Here is a 16,762-nt window from a genome sequence, read left to right as displayed (position 1 = left end):
ACCAAGGGAAAAACTGAAATTCTCTACGCCGGTAAGGGAGTTTTTCAAATTCTTTATGTAACTTTGCAAAAACAATTGCACTTGCGGGTTGACTCTTTATCCATAAAACTTTTCATGCCTAAAGGTGAAATATTTCGATAATTCCTTGCTTCTCATGTTTCCCTTGCCAACTCTGGAGGCATCGTAAAAAATAAATGTTTCACTTCTAAAAATTCAAATTATGAAAAAGATGGAAAATACTTTCGCAGTAACAGGTTTCGTAGGTAAGGATGCAAGCATCCATCAGTTTTCAACCGCAAGCGTAGCTCGCTTCTCACTGGCTATCAGCAGAATCGAAAAGAACGGTGAAGAAAACACTCGTACCTCAGCCTTCATGAATGTAGAGGCTTGGCGCAAGAACGAGAATACCTCATCATTCGACCGTTTGGTCAAGGGAGCACTCCTTACAGTAGAGGGCTACTTCAAGCCAGAGGAGTGGCAGGATGCTGACGGAGTCAAGCATAGCCGAGTAATACTCGTGGCTACCAAGTTCTATGAAGCAGAAGAGAAGGAGGAGGCTCCTGAATCTCAGAGAACTAAGACCAAGAAGGAGAAGTAATTCCTTCACTCTATAACGAGCGATCTTCGGGTCGCTTTTTTTGTTATACTTGTTGAACATGTTTCATTTAATGTAAACGAGAAAACGTCCTTACATATATTAGTGTGTACTTGTGTACATGAATACATTTTAGAACCTCATATAGAAATGAGTGATAGCCCTTTATGTGTTCTTCTTTTTGAAATTGTGATTGAAATGCTTCGCCCCACACCATGAAGGATGCTACTGGAGTTCCACCTGAAAGACTTTGCATTTATGTCAGCAAAGCTTGACGTAAGAGCAAAGTCCTTCAGCAGGAAGGTGCACCACGAAACGACATATGGTTTCTTACAAACTGTATGTCCATTCGTCAGGAAGGTGCACTGGTTCACAGCAACATCCTTCATTTCCCTCCCTTCCACCTTTTATAATTTATAGGTTTACCTTTTATAGTCATTCTGGCAGTTCTTCTTGTTTCAATGTATGCATGTGAACGTGAGTACATTGAAATATGTATTAACGTGTACTTGTGTACATGAATACAACTTAAAATCTCATAGAGTGATGAGTGATAGCCCTTTATGTGTTCTACCTTTGTAGGCAGAGATTATAATGCTTCGCCCCACACTATGAAGGATGCTACTGGAGTTCCACCTGAAAGACTTTGCATTTATGTCAGCAGAGCATGACGTAAGAGCAAAGTCCTTCAGCAGGAAGGTGCGCTACGAAACGACATACGGTATCTTACAAATAGAGCCGGTGGGACGCAGGCGTTTCCACTTACTCTATTTGACACTACTGCATGTCCATTCGTCGAGATGGCACACTGGCTCACAGCAACATTCTTCATTTCCCTCCCCTTTCTCCTTTTATAATATATTGATTTTCATTTTGCCATCATTCTGAATAATCCCTTTGTTTCAATGTATTCATGTGGACGTGAATACATATGTCCGTGTGTTAATGTGTACTTGTGTACATGAATACACTTTAAAGTCTCATACGATAATGAGAGTAGCTTTTTATCAACATAATGAAGAAATACTTATTATGCTCCGCCCCACACCATAGTCCCATAGGCATTAACCGTTTGTCATAAAGTTATTCTTACGCAGGTCGATTGTATCGACTTACGAAAGAACAACACTCTGCCAAAGGTACGACAAGAACATTCCGCCATGCCTTAGTCAGAAGGTGTCGGGCAAAACTAAACACTTTGCTCGTCACGTTCTTCCTTTTACATTTTGGAGAGTTCTCTTATTGTCGTACCGACAGTTGATGCTTGGGACTATTCCCACCCAACTGTTTTATCCATTCTGGTATTACCTTTTGTATCTGTTTCTTCTTACTGAGACTTATAGTCTTATATGCCGTGTCGTCTTTGGGATTACGGGATTCTTTTTCTGCAAAGTTATCGCGCCTTTTGGCTAATGGCAAGTCGTGCTTTGTGAACAATCTTCCTTTTCCATGAAAAGAGTATTCTTCACACCAGACTTGCTCTATTGCCTTTGGCGCACTTTGTAAAGCAGAAAAATCTTCCCGATCCCAGTCCGAAAGGACTTAACGAAAGGGAGAAAAATAATTTTATGACTATGGCAACAGATTACAACAACCGTTTGATTACTCCTGGCTTGGAGAAGACAATGAAGGACTATCCGCTTTATTCTCAGGATAGCAAGAAGAAAGATGCACTTTGCATCGCAGTGTTTTTCATCGGTAACGCTCGTTGGTACATTCTTGAAGGACAACGAGAGAACGATGATTTTGTCCTTTTTGGCATTAGCGTAGGTTTGGCAGAAACAGAGTACGGCTACATATCTGCAAATGAAATGGCAAGTGTGGCTTTGGACGCATCCAAATATGGACTCGGTACCATCATGGTAGAGCAGAGAAACGCTTTCCAACCATGTAAACTTTCTGCAATCCAAGACGGAGAACTGCAGTCGTTCCTAAACAGACTTTACGATTGACACAAAACATTCTTGTTGGGTAGTGGCTAACGGCTGCTACCTACCAAGAAATTATGACAATGACTATGAATATGGTACAAGTTTACATCAAGGGACAAGAGGATAAGGAGTTGAGCAGTTTTTTCCGCTATTATCCGGTGCGCATCAAGAACATCGGTATGGATGCATTCTTTGACCGCCAAGTTATCTTTGACTTTAAGGATGGTCGCAACCATACTGAGGTGGCAAAATGCGTAGCAAAAATGCTTGTGAAGAAATTCGGTCGCAAGGTTCGTAACGTGGTTTTCTCTTGTGTTCCTGCAAGCAGCCAAGAGCGCAACGAAGCACGAAACAAGAACTTCTCAGAACTTGTTTGCCGTTTTTCGGGAGCAATAGACGGCTTTTCTCATGTTAAGGTCATTGGTGAACGTACCGCAGTTCATGGTACAAAGGTCAAGAAAGAAGAGCGAGCTAAACGTTTGAAGGAAAATAATAACATCGAGGTGGACGCTAATTTCTTCAAAAACAAGATAGTCTGCATTTGGGACGATGTGGTTACTACCGGCACATCGTTTTGTGACTACACCGCTAAATTAGAACAAGTCGGGGCGCGTGTGACAAATGGCATATTTCTTGGCAAGACATCATACAAATACGTACAGCAATGAAAAGAATGAACAAAACAAAATTCGACAAGGCTGCTTCTGCAGCCTTCACAGGGCATCGCTTCTATAATTTCTCACAAAAGGAGTTAATCAAAGAACGACTGACCAAGGCTATACTTGACGCTTATGAGTATGGCATCCGTAATTTTATTTCTGGATTTGCCATTGGCATAGACCTTATGGCAGCACAGATAGTGCAGTCATTGAAATCTTCATGTCCAGGAATGACGCTGACTGCTGCCATTCCTTTCAGAGGTCAGGCAGATAGGTTCAGTACTATTGATAAGGTGGTTTATGGGGAATTGATGGCTTCGGCAGATGAGGTGTTAATTCTATCAGAACGCTATTATTCAAGATGCTTTCTTGATAGAGACGAGTTCATGGTGGAGAACGCTTCACTTCTCATAGCTTTCTATGATGGGCGAGAGAAAGGTGGAACATACTATACTATCAAGAAAGCCAATTATTTATGCATCCCCGTAGTTAATGTATATTGAGTGGCAAATTAAATCAAGCTTATGAACGAACTGGTTGATATTATAATTATCTATTTTGTCTTCCGTGTCGTCATCGCCTTCTTGGGAGCATGGTGGTATGGTGACAACCGTAACGATTTCAGACGAGACAGATAGATAATTGTTATTAGATAATTATCTGATTATATGTTCGTAGGGGCAAATACCTCAATGCTTCTACAGGATTATTATACTCGTACCTTAACCGATGGTGTCCCAACCATTGGCTTCACACAATCTTGCCATTTCCTTGATAAAGTCCTCTTCTGAGGGTTGTTCGTCATAGATAAAGGCAAGCATGTCGCTGACAGCCAACTTGTCTTGGGATAGGATTTGTAGTGCCGTAATGCAAAGACCATGGGAATAGCCGAGGTCTTGCATTTGTGCCAATAGTGCTTGTTCATTTACGTTCATGATGATACTCCTTCCTTGTTTTAGTCATTGCTTCTGTAGCCATGTCGTGTGTCTCTATAAGCAATGGGCTTTTATGATATTGTACAATTTTGACTCCAACAGAGTTGTGTCTCTTCTTTTCCTCTATACATTGCATTATCAAGTCTGGATTTGCTGACTTCGCAGTCGGAGTCTTGTCAAAGTTCTGAATATAGGCAGCATTGGTCAGGAAAAGGATGTCGGAACCAGGTTCAAGTTCCTGCATCACTTTGACCATTAGTGTCAACATCATGCGGAACTCTGTGGTATGCAGGTCGCTGATGACATTACGGCTGATGATGCTACCGTTATGTTCAATCACAACGGCAGCACCACCAGCTCGCTCTTTATGTCCATAGTCACATGAGCCACCAATCCAAACGTAATACGTAGTTGAATTTTGTGTCATATTTATCCTATCATTTTACTCAGTTGCTTGTCTGTTGCATTCGGCAGAATCTCTTTCAGATGCTCAAATATCCTTTGGTAAGACTCTTCGGGAGTTCGTTCACATCGGTAGGCATCCCTTCCATAGAGTTCTTCGGGAGTATTCAGCAATGACCATCCCCAACCATATTCACGATTATGCTTGTCACGAGGATAGATAAAATCCTCTGTCACAATATAAGTTGCCATTTCCAGTCGGGTAATGAAGCTATCAAACTTGCTTCTCATTCCCTTACCAGTAAAGCCGCAAGCATTTCGTAGTTCCCTTGTAATGAGACTGCCAGAAGATTGTAGTGTGCTAAGTATGGCTCCCTCAATCGACTCCTCTTCTGGACGAGGGTATTTACTTCGTCTGTAATTACAGAAGTCTGCCCACCATTCCTGACTTATAAATCCCGCTTTCTTGTTAAAGAACTTTCCGTACATACACGGCATTTCCTGCACAATCTCACCCTTCCATTTCCAAAGCGGCCAATCCCAGCCGCCTTCAGGAAATGTTACATATCGACAGTCCTCTGCCACGATGTCCTCGGCAGAGAAGCCTTCAATGCCACTATCGAGGAGAGGAAGGAAGCCTATCTTCTGAATCAACTCCATCATGCCAGTTGCTGAATATATTTCTGGAAAATTCATGTCCATTTATTTTATTATCAATTCATTCAGTTTATCTTCTCTGATAATCTTCGGCTGAGCCTTGCCAGCGAGAATGAGAATCTTCTTGCCGTCACGATAAATGTGAAGCTGTCGTGAGCGAACCACGGTTGTCAACTCTTCATCGTCCTGTATGCCTTGCCAGATAGGATAATATATTCCTTCTGGTTCAAGCAACTTCTTTTGAAGATGTGAACAGAGATTGGTTGTATCAATAGTCATTGCCATAATTTTCAAACTATTTGTTTTCAAAGATTCATGTGCCAATACGCCATCAGCGCAATCTGTATCAGCAGAATGGCGGGCACACCATAGCGGAATTTCTTGTGAAGGGTCTTGTGGTGCCATACCTTCATACCAATCCATGCTCCGATGCTGCCGCCAACGACGGCAAGCAAGAGGAGCGTCGCTTCGGGTATGCGCCATTTATCCTGCTTTGCCTTCAGCTTGTCAATGCCATAAATCACGATGGTTATGACATTGATAGCAAGCAGGTAGTAAAAGAGTATTTCAATCATTATTATCTTACGCCCTTTACTTTTCCGTCAAAGCTAAAAAGTACATGTTTCTTGTGTATTCACCCAGTTTGTCGCATTTTGCCAGCTTTGCTCCCATTGAGGTGATACCACGGTTAGATGCTGTGTTTTCGGGATGTGCTATACTCACAATATACTCAAGTCCCTTGGCCTTGGCTTCGTCTCGAAGGATGCCGGCAAAGTGTTTCATAATGCCCTGACCACGATATTCAGGCAAAACCAGAACACCGCCAAACTCAGCTGCCTTTGCCTCGGCAAGTCCAACGGCGGCTTTGATTTGTTCCACAAGTTCATCTTCTTCAAAGAGTTGAGCTGTACCGACCATTTTTCCATTGTGATAGGCTCCATAGGCTATCACATTGGCTGATGTAAATATCGCATCAATTTCCTCTTTGGAATATGGCATAAAAAAGTCCTTACGTTCCAAAGAGTCGATAACAGTCTCAACTAGCGCCTCAAATTCCTCTCGTTCAGAGAGTTTTAGTCGTCTATATTCAATCATAAAATGAGGTATAGTGTTGTTATTCTTCGTGTTCTATCTCTGTAAATCGGCTGAAGGTTCTGCCGTCTCTCGTTACGTGCTCAAAGAACATCTTTTCTGGACGTACCCAATAAGATTGGTCACCATATAGGGCTTGATATACTACCATGCGTTCCAAGGTCTCAGAGTCAAATGCGGAATGGATGAACTTGTACTTGCCACCCTTAAAATGTTGGAAACATCTTTCTTCTTTTGCTGAATACTCCATCATCATCTTGGTAGCGAGTGGTGCGTACCATGTCTTTACCTCCTGCTCAGTTGGGGTATGACCACCAGGGAAATGATAGATGTTGTTGTAGTGCTCCATAAACAATGGGGTAAAGTGAGCAAGGGTGTCCTGCTCACCAAAAAGTCCCCATACACGTTCTTTGTAATATGGGTTGCAGCAATCAAACTGTACAGCTTCAAGTTCGGCAAACTCCTCAATCAATGCTTCGTCTATGACAAGACGCTGATTGCCATCCTTACGAGGGGCTTTATACTGATGTTCACCGATGCGTTCCTTCAGGAACTCTGTCATCTTGAAATAAGGATTGCCAAGCAAAGCAGGAATGCCCACTACAGGAGAGAGCATCTGTGCAAGGAACGCCCCACAGCTGTTGCCGACAAGCAAGTCAGGATGCTCTTTGTCTATGATGGAGCGAATCTTCTTTAACGCCTCCTTGGGATGCAATGGCAAGTCTGGAGTCAGCACAATGGCAGACCCTTCGAAAGCCTCTCTTAAAGCATTCGCCATAGGACAACTGCCAGTAGCAAAGAAGCCGTGCAGAAATAGAATTTTCTTCATCTGTTATTCCTTTATGTCTTGTTGTGGTGTCTTTGTACCTCTTTTCTTAATCGGTCCAGAGTGATTGCCTCTATTGAGTTTGATGCCGTGCTTGTTAAGTATGCGGAACACGGAACTACGGCTTTTGAAGCCACTGGCTCTCCATATTTCATCAATAGAATGTCCTGCAACATAAAGATTGATGATTGTCTTCTCTCTATCGAGTTTGCGCATCTTTGAAGATGATACGGATGGCAAAGAAACAATCATCTTCTCCTGCAGATTCACCATATGTTCTGCTGACTTGCGTAGAGCTAGGATTTCTTCAGGCAAAGAACCCATCATTACCAAAACATCAGATGGCTTTGTGTCAGGAAACAGAATGTTACTGGAATCAATCTTGTCGTGTATGCTAATGATGCGTATGACCTTGACTCGGCAAAATTCCAGGAACGTTGCCAGTTCACGACTGCCACGCATGGCATTAGAGAATTTAGGGATGACAAGTTCATCACCTCGCTGCAGAGCAACCATCAGTTGTTTCCACAACGGTCTGTTGCGTTCGTCCTCATCGCTTTCTTCAACGATGCGGATGCAACCGAACTCATTCATCCATTTGCGGTCTTCTTCCAGTTTGTCATACTGAGAGGTTGCCATTATGTAGCCTACTTTTGCCATATCAAAAAATATTATTGACTGATAATTTGATAGTTATACGCCTACGAATAACTTAAAAAGTCAAGACTTAACCTATGGTAGGCGTGATTCACATGCAAAGGTACACAATTATATTCAGAATCATTATCATACTGATATTTTTTGTTTGACAAACACATACAATCAAACATAATTTTACATTCACAAAGAAAAAAACAAAATATCATACTAAAGAGAGTATGAAATATAAAATTATACAAAGTCTGATTACAGTGGCTTTTATTTGGATTTTAATCTGTATCTTTGCACTCAAAATTTACAAATATATGCCAATGGATAATAGGAATATAGTACAATCAAACTGGTTTGTTCGTTGCTTCGGCAACTCTTCTGAAACAGGACTCAAAAACCAAATGAAAAAAAGTAAAGCAAGTGAAAGAAAAAATACTCAAATGAGTTTATTCTTTCACTTGCTTTTTTTATGTGCCATGCTCATAGTGTCTTCCTGTGGTGGAAACCGAAAATATGATTTCAAGACATCTGACGAAGCACTGAAAGAGTATCATAATTTCTTTTTATCGATAAAAGGACATTCTGAGTGCAACGCAGAGCTCATGACAGGCTTTATCAATCAATGGCATGAATATGCAGATACCGTATTGTGCTTCATAAAGAAGGATCCTGCTTTCACGGCACATTGCGGATTGTCTGTAAGGTACGATGTGATTTCAGATTCAATCCGTACAGAGTTGCTTCGTCTGACTGACAACAATACACTAAGCGATGTTGCTTATGTGAAGTTGCATACATCTATATATAAAAAGAATAAAGAGCTTGATAGTTTGAAGGAATGCTCCAACAAATTCTTTTTGTCATTGGATAAATCATCCACTTTCGATAAAAATGCACGGGAAGCTTTGAGCAACTATTCGAAATTCCTGCTGAGTAACAAAGCACATGGTATAAAGTCCAGAAATGAACTCTTGGCTTTCTTGCATGAAGAAGACCGTCATTTCCGTACGTTCCTTGCACACCTTGACGAATGTTCGTCAATCGGCATGACGGAAATTACAAACAATACAGCAGAAATCTGTTCAAACATATATAAGGCAGCCTCCCAGAATATACTTCCACCTTCAGAAACACTCGTGCTCATGTCAATGCGCACAAACCGACGCTTGATACTCAATGCACAAGTTTGCCATGAAGTTTTGAAACGAGGCAAAATCAAAGATGCAAACCAGGCCAATGCCTATCTTTGGATGATACTTCAACCATACCTTTCGATGGATGCTTTGGCTATAGCCATGCTCACACCACAACAAACTCAGGCTATGACAGACATCGCAAAGGATTATCCTGCCATCGTTGCAAGAATGGAGAGCAAGCACTTTGTGAACAAAGAAGTGTCCAACAAGATACCAGCTCAGCTCATGCGTTTATACATATCAACCATCTAATCAAAAATTCTATGTTACAGGAAGCTATCTATAAATTCAAAACATCTGGTCCAATACTACTGCCAGATCTGATAGACAATTATTGGGTTGGAGAGACAAAGGCATACGATGACTATGCCATCCTTCCATACGAAGTACATATCCCCCAACCCATAGACAAGGTGCTTGATATGTTTGAGATGAATGCCGACCTTGCCATTCTCTACCATCTTGAACCACCAATCGACACTGTATTCGGACATGAATGCTGCGCATACTGCTATCCGGTCACAGAACGTATGTTCAAGATAAACTGCAAGACTTCTATTGACGGACTTATCCATGAACTCAATGTTACGATATACAATTCCATCGAAGTTATGTCGGCAGACCTCTTTGAAGACCTGCGACTGCATGAGAAACGTGGTACTTTCAAGGTAAAGCGTGAGCATGTTCAGATAATGAATGATTTCAACTGCGGTCTATAGATGAACAAAAAGACGTATTACCTTATAGCGGACATCATACAAAAATACAGAACATGGATTGAAGTCAAAGACACAGAGAAGCTGATTGAGATGAGAATTTTGCAAGATGGACAGTTGAAGACATTGTTTTACAAAGGTCTTTCACTCCAAAGCTATAGGGACAAATACTCTTTCAAGAAGACCAGAACGTGGAATATCAATGAATATGATTTAAACCAGGGACTGGTATCTCTTTGTAAAAAAGCCCCGACCGCAAAACGGCGAATCGAAACACATTCACTCACTCTGCATGATGTCGAATACATAATAGAGAAAGCATCTTTCGGAATAATAAAACTTGAATTAAGCGATTATGAGTACTAAAGGAAAAGTATATACCTTTTATATAATAGCCATCCTGGTGATGGTGTCGGCTCTGATGTTATTCAACCTGAATATCGTAGCCAAGGCTATAATTGGTCTTTTGATAATCTTCAGCATCTGTGTGATGCGGAGCATACAGACTGCATACCCACTACCAGATAACATCGACCCTGATACAATGCAGCCAATAGACACAAGTGCCAATCTTGAGGTAAGCAAACCTATTGACACGGTAATTCATAATTCTTATGTAGATCTCTATCTTCGTCTTCTCATCGAGGCTGATGAAGAACTGACGAAAGATCCGACTGTTGACCACATGTCACCCAGTTACAACATTCAGTTAAACCACAGAATTGCCGAGCGTCTCGAATCACTTGAAAACGGCAGTATAGAAAGCAATACAAACGTAAATAATAGATAATATGATACAGACATTAACACTTATCCGCTTCGCTTTTCCATTCCTCCTATTGACAGTGTTCTTCTCTCTTTACAGAAAGGATTATGGTTTCATGAAGCGATTCATGTGGAAGATGACCATGTATCAAAGCGCAAGAAGTCTCTATGCGTATTTGGTTGTCCTCATGCTAATCTTCGTGAACTGGTGTTGCCATGTAACATCGCTAAATGTCGCTGTAGCAATATCAACCATCCTAACTCTTGTGTTACTCAGCAAGAGAATTGCAGACCGTACACTGCATCTTTTGCATGAAAGGAAAAGATTGTGGTTCGCAACATTGGTGTTGTCGATGATTTGCTACGCTATACCTTATATGAATAGTATGTCTCTATTCCTCTTTGCTATCAGTGTGGCAGCAGTCTTCTATCCATCTGAAAAAGTTCTTCATCTGAAGAGTCTTCCAGAGAATAGCAACAATCCAAGGGAACAGCTTGCCATGATTATCAGAAATTACTATTAGATGCCACTTATAACTGGCACTGGCACAATATCCACTTGCTCTACATTTCAAATTCAAAAATGACTCAAATGACTCACAATTCAAATCATCATACACCAGAGGCAGACAAACCTATGGGTGTTGATCGCTCATTGCTGGAGTTTCTGAAGCCGAAAGCAGAGGAGCGTTACAGCAAGCTGGAGGCATACTGTGACTTGCTTTCGAAAGCAACGTCTGGTGCATACCAAGCATTAGGCACTGAAGGAACCCTACAGTTACTCCCTGGTCAGTTTATTACAACCATTTCCGAGCTTGCTCGTCAGTGGCAATGGCAGCGTGCAACAGTACGCCAATTTATTTCAGGACTAACAAACCTTGGTCAGCTTTCAGTTGAACCTTACTCTAAGAGTTTCATCTTCTCAGTCAATCTGGAGCAACGTCTGTCTCTTCTTATCGAGAGTCCAGATGACATCCTCGACTTCTGCGCCATGCAGTTTGTCCGCTTCATCAAAGGCAGAACCACAGCAGAAGAAGTTGCGGATTCCTACAGCCGTTACTACGACTTGAAGATGAACATGGCCAAGCAAGAAGGATGTGGCGGTATTCCTGCACGACGTGTACTCAACCAGCAGGCACTCGTGTTCGACACACTGGCAGTTACTATCCTGCGTGTTCTCAACATGGAAAAGAACTGCCTGATGATCTTTCTGATTCTGTAAACCTGCTCTTCGGCAAAGATCATGTTTGGGACTGGCACAAGGTGATTGACGCACTTGGCATTTTGGCTAAGGCCATTAGTGGCAACACCAAGCCAAGTTATATGGACGTTGTAGCTACCCGATATTCTAAGGCTGAGATAATTCTCTTGGATTGCATCTTCGAGCACTACATCTCCGATGTCGGCAGCACCTATTACGATAACCCTCCTCGTCCTTCTACAAAGCCCAAGGAGCCATCCGAAGACATATCACCTACGGACTCTTCCTCTACTGAACTCTAATAGTAACAACCCTCCTTATTCCATGCCAGGCACGCAGATTGCGATTATAACGCTTTTCTACGCTTCGCTAGATAATTACAAGCAACGTGAGGCAGCGTGCTTGCACGTGCCACTTTTTTTCAGTCTTGGGAAGCCTAATACCCCGACCTACTGAAGTAGTCGGGAAGGCTGACCAGATAAACAGCAAGCTGGGTCAGATTTCCTCTTGGCTTTAAGACTGAAAAAGGCTATCGGAGTAAGGACTAAAACAAAGAAAAACTATATGGGTACAACATCGAAACAGGTCATGGACATCAAGGTCACGAAAGGTATCTCACAGATAGGCAACGAAGAACTGAGAGACTGGACAGACAAAGGATGGGATCAAGCTATGCGTGAAGGCAACTATGACCGGAGCCGTGAGCATCTAAATTTTGAAATACAGAAAGGTGGCATAGTGACTCCAATAGATAAGAATCATTCACTTACAAAACGCATGGCAGAAAATCTTGCGTCACGTGGCATAAAAGACCCCAACGAGGGACTTGCAGAGCCTCGCTTTCGTACAGTAGTGAATTTCATCTTTGGAGGCTCGACGGAGCGAATGCGTGAGTTTGCCTTTGGCAATCAAGAGGTGGATTTTGAAAGTAAGAATGGCAATGGGCATATCAGATGAATGCCAGAAATAGAGCAATGGGCAAAGGACATCTATCGCTTTGTAGCCGATAAATATGGAGAAGAAAATATCGTCTCCTTTATCGTTCACTGCGACGAAAAGAATCCGCACGTCCACTGTGCGCTCCTGCCAATAGATAAAGAAAATAAGTTCGCTTTCAAAAAAATCTTTCATGGGCAGAACCGCTTGGACTACAAAAACTATCTGCTTGCTCTGCATGACGAACTAGCTAAGGTAAATGAAAAATGGGGACTCACAAGAGGGGTGTCGATAACAGAGAGTGGTGCTCGGCATCGCTCTACAGAAGAATATCGACGTTGGCTTGCCAATGAGTGTGTGACACTCGAAGCCCAGATGTTCAACACCAGAAAAGCCCTTGAAGACCTGAACGTGGAACTGTCCATCGCTCAGAAAAAGCAGAAGGCTTTTACCTCTATGATAGATAATCTAAAGGCTGAGATTGGCCGCTTGGAGGCAGAACTCAAACCGCTGCGAGCATTACAAGCAAACGGTGATACCATCAGCGCCGACATCGCACGTAAGATACAGGGTCTTGAACAGCAGAAGGCTCTGGTGGAGACGAAACTGGCAGACAAAGAAAGGAAACTTGACGAGACCAACCAGTTGCTTGACACTCTCCGTAAGGACAAGGAAGAGATTGAAAAGCAAGCCGATGAACTGGAAGACAAAGCCAATAAGTCTGAACTCTCATGGGCTCACAACATGAGCTACCATCTGAATGGTGTCATGCTCGATACTATGGCTTATGAGTTTGCCTCCCGTTTTCCACATCTACCAGAGAACGTAAAACACGACTTCGACGGAACATTGCTCAGTCAGTTAGCCGAGGACGGTAACCATATTATTAAGGTAGCCCTCAGTCTTATCTGCGGCTATGTGGATGATGCCACTACTATCGCACAGTCAAATGGTGGAGGTGGAGGAAGCCCAGGTTCTGGATGGGGCAAGCGAGAAGATGAAGACGATCGGGAGTGGGCAAGAAGATGCCTGGCAATGGCACGCAAGATGTGCGCTCCTTCGGTTGGTCGTAGAAAGAGGATGTAATACACGCTCATTTGTTTACGTAAGTAATCAATCATCAAAGACAACAACATGAGAAAGAAAATATTATCAATATCAATGATGTGCCTGGCTGCAATGACAGCTTCGGCACAAACAGCCAGACAGAGTTCTGATTTATATTCAGAAAACATACAGTCAGGAGCGGATGCTCATGCCTGTGAATCCTACATATCTCAAGAATGTAAGCGAAGCAGCCAACTGGGGTAGAAATTGGTTTATTGAAGCAAAGGGCGGAGCTTCAGCTTTTCTTGGGTCGCCCATTGGTTGCGGTGACGTGTTCGACAGAATCACTCCTGTCTTGCAGATTGGAGTCGGCAAATGGTTCACGCCCGCAATCGGTGGACGAATAGGTTATCAAGGACTCACATTCAAGAACGCAGAGTTCAATACAATGAAGTATCAGTTTGTTCATGCAGACTTTCTGTATAACGTAACATCTGGCTTCCGTCAGAACGAGAGCGGAATCCCTCTTTGGGATGTGATTCCATTTGTGGGTATAGGAATGGTTCATAATTCAGACTGGATAAATCACTGTACCTGCCAAGGAGGTTCAAGTGGCAGTCATCCGTTTGCCTTTACCTATGGCGTGGAAGCACGTTATCGTATAAGCGACCGAGTCAATATTATTGGTGAAGTAAGTGGAATGCTGACAGCAAAGAACTTTGACGGTATAGGCAGCTCTACGAAATTCGGGGATAATATGATTTCCATATCTGCAGGTTTGTCATTTACTATAGGTAAGACAGGATGGAAGCGTGTCGTTGATGCGACTCCTTATATCGAACAGAACACCTATCTCAAAGAATACTTGGCTTATGTGAAAGACAAGAATGTCCACTTGGAAAAGCGACTCGCAGGAAATGATGATGGCAAGACCATTTATCCCAAGAATAGCTATAGTGAACTTAACTCACTTCGTGCTCGTCTTTCGATGTCTGGCAATAGTGGAACAAACGACCATAATGCCGTTGGTGGAGAAGATGGCAACGCATTAAGCAATACCAATGGCAATCGCCCAGACTCCCTTGCATATTCTGACCACTTGAAAGTTTGTGTTGGCGTGCCGGTGTATTTCTTCTTCAAACTCAATTCTGACAAATTGGTTGATGAGTCACAGCTCGTGAATCTTGATGACATAGCTAAGATTGCTAAGGAGGAAAATCTGAGGATAAAAATATCTGGTGCAGCTGACAGTGCCACAGGAACCCAGTTAGGCAACCATGATTTAGGTAAGCGACGTGCCAAGTACATAGCCAAGGCTCTTGTGAAGCGAGGTGTAGATAAATGCCAGATTCAAGCTTTTAACTATGGCGGTATAGACAAATACGAAGCTAACGAGGCAAATCGATTTACTACGGTTATTTTATTAAAATAAGGTGGAAAGTGTGTACGTGAATACATGTTTACATGTACACATTAACTTTTATCATAGTGTATAACAAATTATTCATACGACAAACTATGTCAATTTTGGTACCTGCTCGTGAGAGTCGGTACCTTTTTCTTTTTGGGGAGAATTATTAAAATCAAAAAAAAGGCAGTCAACATTGCGACTGCCTTTAATAGAAATCAATAATTTAACGTCCTCGATGGTAGTGCTGCTCTTCTTCCTGAACCACTATCTCTTCTTTTTGCATTTGTTTGGCAACTTCCTTCACATCGTCCGTAGCATCCTCAGGAAGACCGTAGCGGATGATGTTATCCTTTATGTCCTCTGCCGTTACCTTACGCATCACATCGTATGTACCTCCAACTGTTGGATTATATACCACGGCATAATGCTCGTCCTCGATAACTAAATCATCACCACGGTACTTGGTTGGTGAGAGATTAACCTTAGAAAGGTCTGGAGCCTCTCCCTGATCGTACTCCTTTGCCTCTGTGAGCAGAGTGCCATAGTCACCATCATTTTTGAGGTTGTCGAGACGATCTGTAGCATCGGTACTCTGGAGATACGCCACTGAAGCATAATACATAGTCGGTGCCTTCCCTTGCGTCTGTACTGCCTCATAACCCCGTTCTTGGTCTATTTTAAGCTGCATGGCATCAATACGTTGAGTAATCATGTGCGAAGCCTTCTTTACGTCAGTAAGTGTCGTCTTGATGAACTCCGGTGACTCCTTCAAGCTGTCCAACCAACTTTTGAGATAACTGGCACTATCTTCCTTCAAATGCTTGGTCATGCCGTAACGCTGTGCAACCAAAGCTGCACTGAGTTCTGCTACAAGTTCCTCACGAGCATATTCTGCACTTCCGAATGATGCTGGTTTTAGTCTTGCCAACTGGTCCTCTGCGCCCGTAGAATGAGCCATTTCATGCCCCAGATTGGTGTAGAATGACTCTCCATCCTTGAACTGTTGCTTCTCTGGAATGACAATCTCATTCTTTGATATGCTATAATAAGCATTATCACCATAGACAGGCTTGATAGGACAAATCCATTCGTTTTCCTTTATCATCTTGTCCATTGCAGGGAATGAGAAGTCATCTCCATGTTGCATAGGACGTTTCAGTCCTGCTGCTTCCTCCAGCTTCTTATAGAGTTCGGGGCGAGCCTCTTGCAGATTGGTTTGTGCAACATTGAATACGTTGTAAACATGCAATTTGGGATATACGTTGTACTCTTTGCGTCGTTCTTCCGACATCTGCCTGTAGTCATCGTACTTGATGCGTTCCTTCGTCTCTTTGTCAACGACGGTAAAGGTCGTGATAAAGACGGGGAAACTCTTCTCTCCTTTAAGGATTGTCACCTGCGGTAGAGCCTCGCCATTGTTGTCCTTGACCTGCTGCTTACTGCCTTGTTTGTTCTTGGTGAAGTTCAAGCCTACTACCCTGTCAAAGGTGCAGAACACTGGCAGTTTATATCCCTGCTTCTCACAGTGCATCATGAGCATAAGGGCATTCATACCATTATACTCACGTCCAGATAGGTTCTTTGGCCACGACAAGGTACCTTCGGTGAACCAAGGCTTTTTCCAGTCATTCTGCAATGTGTTAATCTTCTCGATCATCATCTCTGCAAACTTATCCAGAGCCTTGTCTTCACTACTACGGCCATCAGAATTATATTTCTTGTAATCAGCCATAATTATTTAC

The 16,762-nt window shown here is 42.5% G+C and carries 23 protein-coding genes; 14 read left to right on the top strand and 9 right to left on the bottom strand.

From position 1 onward, the window contains the following. Positions 1-220 precede the first annotated feature (220 nt). From HPS57_RS13495 to HPS57_RS13480, 4 genes are all read left to right on the top strand, one after another. Positions 221-598, top strand: coding sequence for a single-stranded DNA-binding protein (locus tag HPS57_RS13495; protein WP_172184002.1), 378 nt, complete (start codon positions 221-223; stop codon positions 596-598). Between the two features lie 1,565 nt (positions 599-2,163). After that, entirely contained in the window at positions 2,164-2,547 is a 384-nt protein-coding gene (locus HPS57_RS13490; RefSeq protein ID WP_172184000.1) for a DUF2958 domain-containing protein, read from the top strand. A gap of 65 nt (positions 2,548-2,612) precedes the next feature. Further along, positions 2,613-3,194 carry a type I phosphoribosyltransferase gene (locus HPS57_RS13485; protein ID WP_172183998.1) on the top strand — a complete coding sequence of 194 codons (582 nt, stop codon included), beginning with the start codon at positions 2,613-2,615 and terminating at the stop codon, positions 3,192-3,194. Between the two features lie 5 nt (positions 3,195-3,199). Next, positions 3,200-3,688 carry an SLOG family protein gene (locus tag HPS57_RS13480; RefSeq protein WP_253946580.1) on the top strand — a complete coding sequence of 163 codons (489 nt, stop codon included), beginning with the start codon at positions 3,200-3,202 and terminating at the stop codon, positions 3,686-3,688. Positions 3,689-3,907: 219 nt separating this feature from the next. On the opposite strand, the gene HPS57_RS13475 is transcribed toward HPS57_RS13480, so the two are convergent. Genes HPS57_RS13475 through HPS57_RS13440 form a run of 8 tightly spaced genes read right to left on the bottom strand, consistent with a single transcriptional unit; the run spans position 3,908 to position 7,757 of the window. Next, positions 3,908-4,120: a hypothetical protein gene (locus HPS57_RS13475; RefSeq protein WP_172183994.1), complete on the bottom strand. Its 213-nt coding sequence runs from the start codon at positions 4,118-4,120 to the stop codon at positions 3,908-3,910. Next, positions 4,107-4,547, bottom strand: coding sequence for a ribonuclease H (locus HPS57_RS13470; RefSeq protein ID WP_172183992.1), 441 nt, complete (start codon positions 4,545-4,547; stop codon positions 4,107-4,109). The genes HPS57_RS13475 and HPS57_RS13470 overlap by 14 nt, the downstream gene beginning before the upstream one ends. Positions 4,548-4,549: 2 nt before the next feature. Continuing rightward, positions 4,550-5,218, bottom strand: coding sequence for an AlkZ-related protein (locus HPS57_RS13465; protein ID WP_172183990.1), 669 nt, complete (start codon positions 5,216-5,218; stop codon positions 4,550-4,552). A 6-nt stretch (positions 5,219-5,224) separates the two neighbouring features. Continuing rightward, on the bottom strand, positions 5,225-5,458 hold the full coding sequence (locus tag HPS57_RS13460) for a hypothetical protein (RefSeq protein WP_172184010.1): 234 nt from the start codon (positions 5,456-5,458) through the stop codon (positions 5,225-5,227). 26 nt (positions 5,459-5,484) lie between these two features. Further along, complete coding sequence (locus HPS57_RS13455; protein ID WP_172183988.1) at positions 5,485-5,754, bottom strand: DUF1294 domain-containing protein; 270 nt, start codon at positions 5,752-5,754, stop codon at positions 5,485-5,487. A 16-nt stretch (positions 5,755-5,770) separates the two neighbouring features. Then, on the bottom strand, positions 5,771-6,274 hold the full coding sequence (locus HPS57_RS13450) for a GNAT family N-acetyltransferase (protein ID WP_172183986.1): 504 nt from the start codon (positions 6,272-6,274) through the stop codon (positions 5,771-5,773). Between the two features lie 19 nt (positions 6,275-6,293). Next, a complete protein-coding gene (locus tag HPS57_RS13445) occupies positions 6,294-7,100 on the bottom strand; it encodes a YqiA/YcfP family alpha/beta fold hydrolase (RefSeq protein ID WP_172183984.1) in 807 nt (268 codons plus the stop codon). A 3-nt stretch (positions 7,101-7,103) separates the two neighbouring features. Next, entirely contained in the window at positions 7,104-7,757 is a 654-nt protein-coding gene (locus HPS57_RS13440; protein WP_172183982.1) for a recombinase family protein, read from the bottom strand. Positions 7,758-7,975: 218 nt separating this feature from the next. On the opposite strand from HPS57_RS13440, the gene HPS57_RS13435 reads away from it, so the two are divergent. The 10 genes from HPS57_RS13435 to HPS57_RS13395 all read left to right on the top strand — a co-directional run bounded on the left by HPS57_RS13435 (position 7,976) and on the right by HPS57_RS13395 (position 15,041). Continuing rightward, entirely contained in the window at positions 7,976-9,196 is a 1,221-nt protein-coding gene (locus HPS57_RS13435) for a hypothetical protein (protein ID WP_253946579.1), read from the top strand. Positions 9,197-9,207: 11 nt separating this feature from the next. Then, the gene (locus HPS57_RS13430) at positions 9,208-9,663 is read left to right on the top strand and encodes a hypothetical protein (RefSeq protein ID WP_172183980.1); all 456 of its coding nucleotides are present in this window, start codon (positions 9,208-9,210) and stop codon (positions 9,661-9,663) included. Further along, a complete protein-coding gene (locus HPS57_RS13425) occupies positions 9,664-10,026 on the top strand; it encodes a hypothetical protein (RefSeq protein WP_172183978.1) in 363 nt (120 codons plus the stop codon). Next, a complete protein-coding gene (locus HPS57_RS13420) occupies positions 10,016-10,450 on the top strand; it encodes a hypothetical protein (protein ID WP_172183976.1) in 435 nt (144 codons plus the stop codon). Before HPS57_RS13425 ends, HPS57_RS13420 begins: the two co-directional genes overlap by 11 nt. 1 nt (position 10,451) lies before the next feature. After that, positions 10,452-10,949, top strand: a complete 498-nt coding sequence (locus tag HPS57_RS13415) for a hypothetical protein (RefSeq protein ID WP_172183974.1) — start codon at positions 10,452-10,454, stop codon at positions 10,947-10,949. A gap of 68 nt (positions 10,950-11,017) precedes the next feature. Further along, positions 11,018-11,647 (top strand): hypothetical protein, encoded by a 630-nt coding sequence (locus tag HPS57_RS13410; RefSeq protein ID WP_172183972.1) that lies wholly within the window; start codon positions 11,018-11,020, stop codon positions 11,645-11,647. A gap of 101 nt (positions 11,648-11,748) precedes the next feature. Next, entirely contained in the window at positions 11,749-11,928 is a 180-nt protein-coding gene (locus tag HPS57_RS13405) for a hypothetical protein (RefSeq protein ID WP_172183961.1), read from the top strand. 262 nt (positions 11,929-12,190) lie between these two features. Continuing rightward, on the top strand, positions 12,191-12,583 hold the full coding sequence (locus tag HPS57_RS14395; protein WP_253946578.1) for a plasmid recombination protein: 393 nt from the start codon (positions 12,191-12,193) through the stop codon (positions 12,581-12,583). Beyond that, the gene (mobV, locus tag HPS57_RS13400; RefSeq protein ID WP_253946577.1) at positions 12,584-13,648 is read left to right on the top strand and encodes a MobV family relaxase; all 1,065 of its coding nucleotides are present in this window, start codon (positions 12,584-12,586) and stop codon (positions 13,646-13,648) included. It begins immediately after the preceding gene. Between the two features lie 169 nt (positions 13,649-13,817). Then, a complete protein-coding gene (locus HPS57_RS13395) occupies positions 13,818-15,041 on the top strand; it encodes an OmpA family protein (RefSeq protein WP_253946576.1) in 1,224 nt (407 codons plus the stop codon). 202 nt (positions 15,042-15,243) lie between these two features. On the opposite strand, the gene HPS57_RS13390 is transcribed toward HPS57_RS13395, so the two are convergent. After that, a complete protein-coding gene (locus HPS57_RS13390; RefSeq protein ID WP_172183958.1) occupies positions 15,244-16,752 on the bottom strand; it encodes a zincin-like metallopeptidase domain-containing protein in 1,509 nt (502 codons plus the stop codon). Between the last annotated feature and the right edge of the window lie 10 nt (positions 16,753-16,762).

The sequence above is a fragment of the Palleniella intestinalis genome (genome assembly GCF_013166595.1).
GTDB lineage: Bacteria > Bacteroidota > Bacteroidia > Bacteroidales > Bacteroidaceae > Prevotella > Prevotella intestinalis.
Note: the sequence above shows the minus strand (reverse complement) of the source record. Positions and strands in the feature narration are given on the sequence as shown.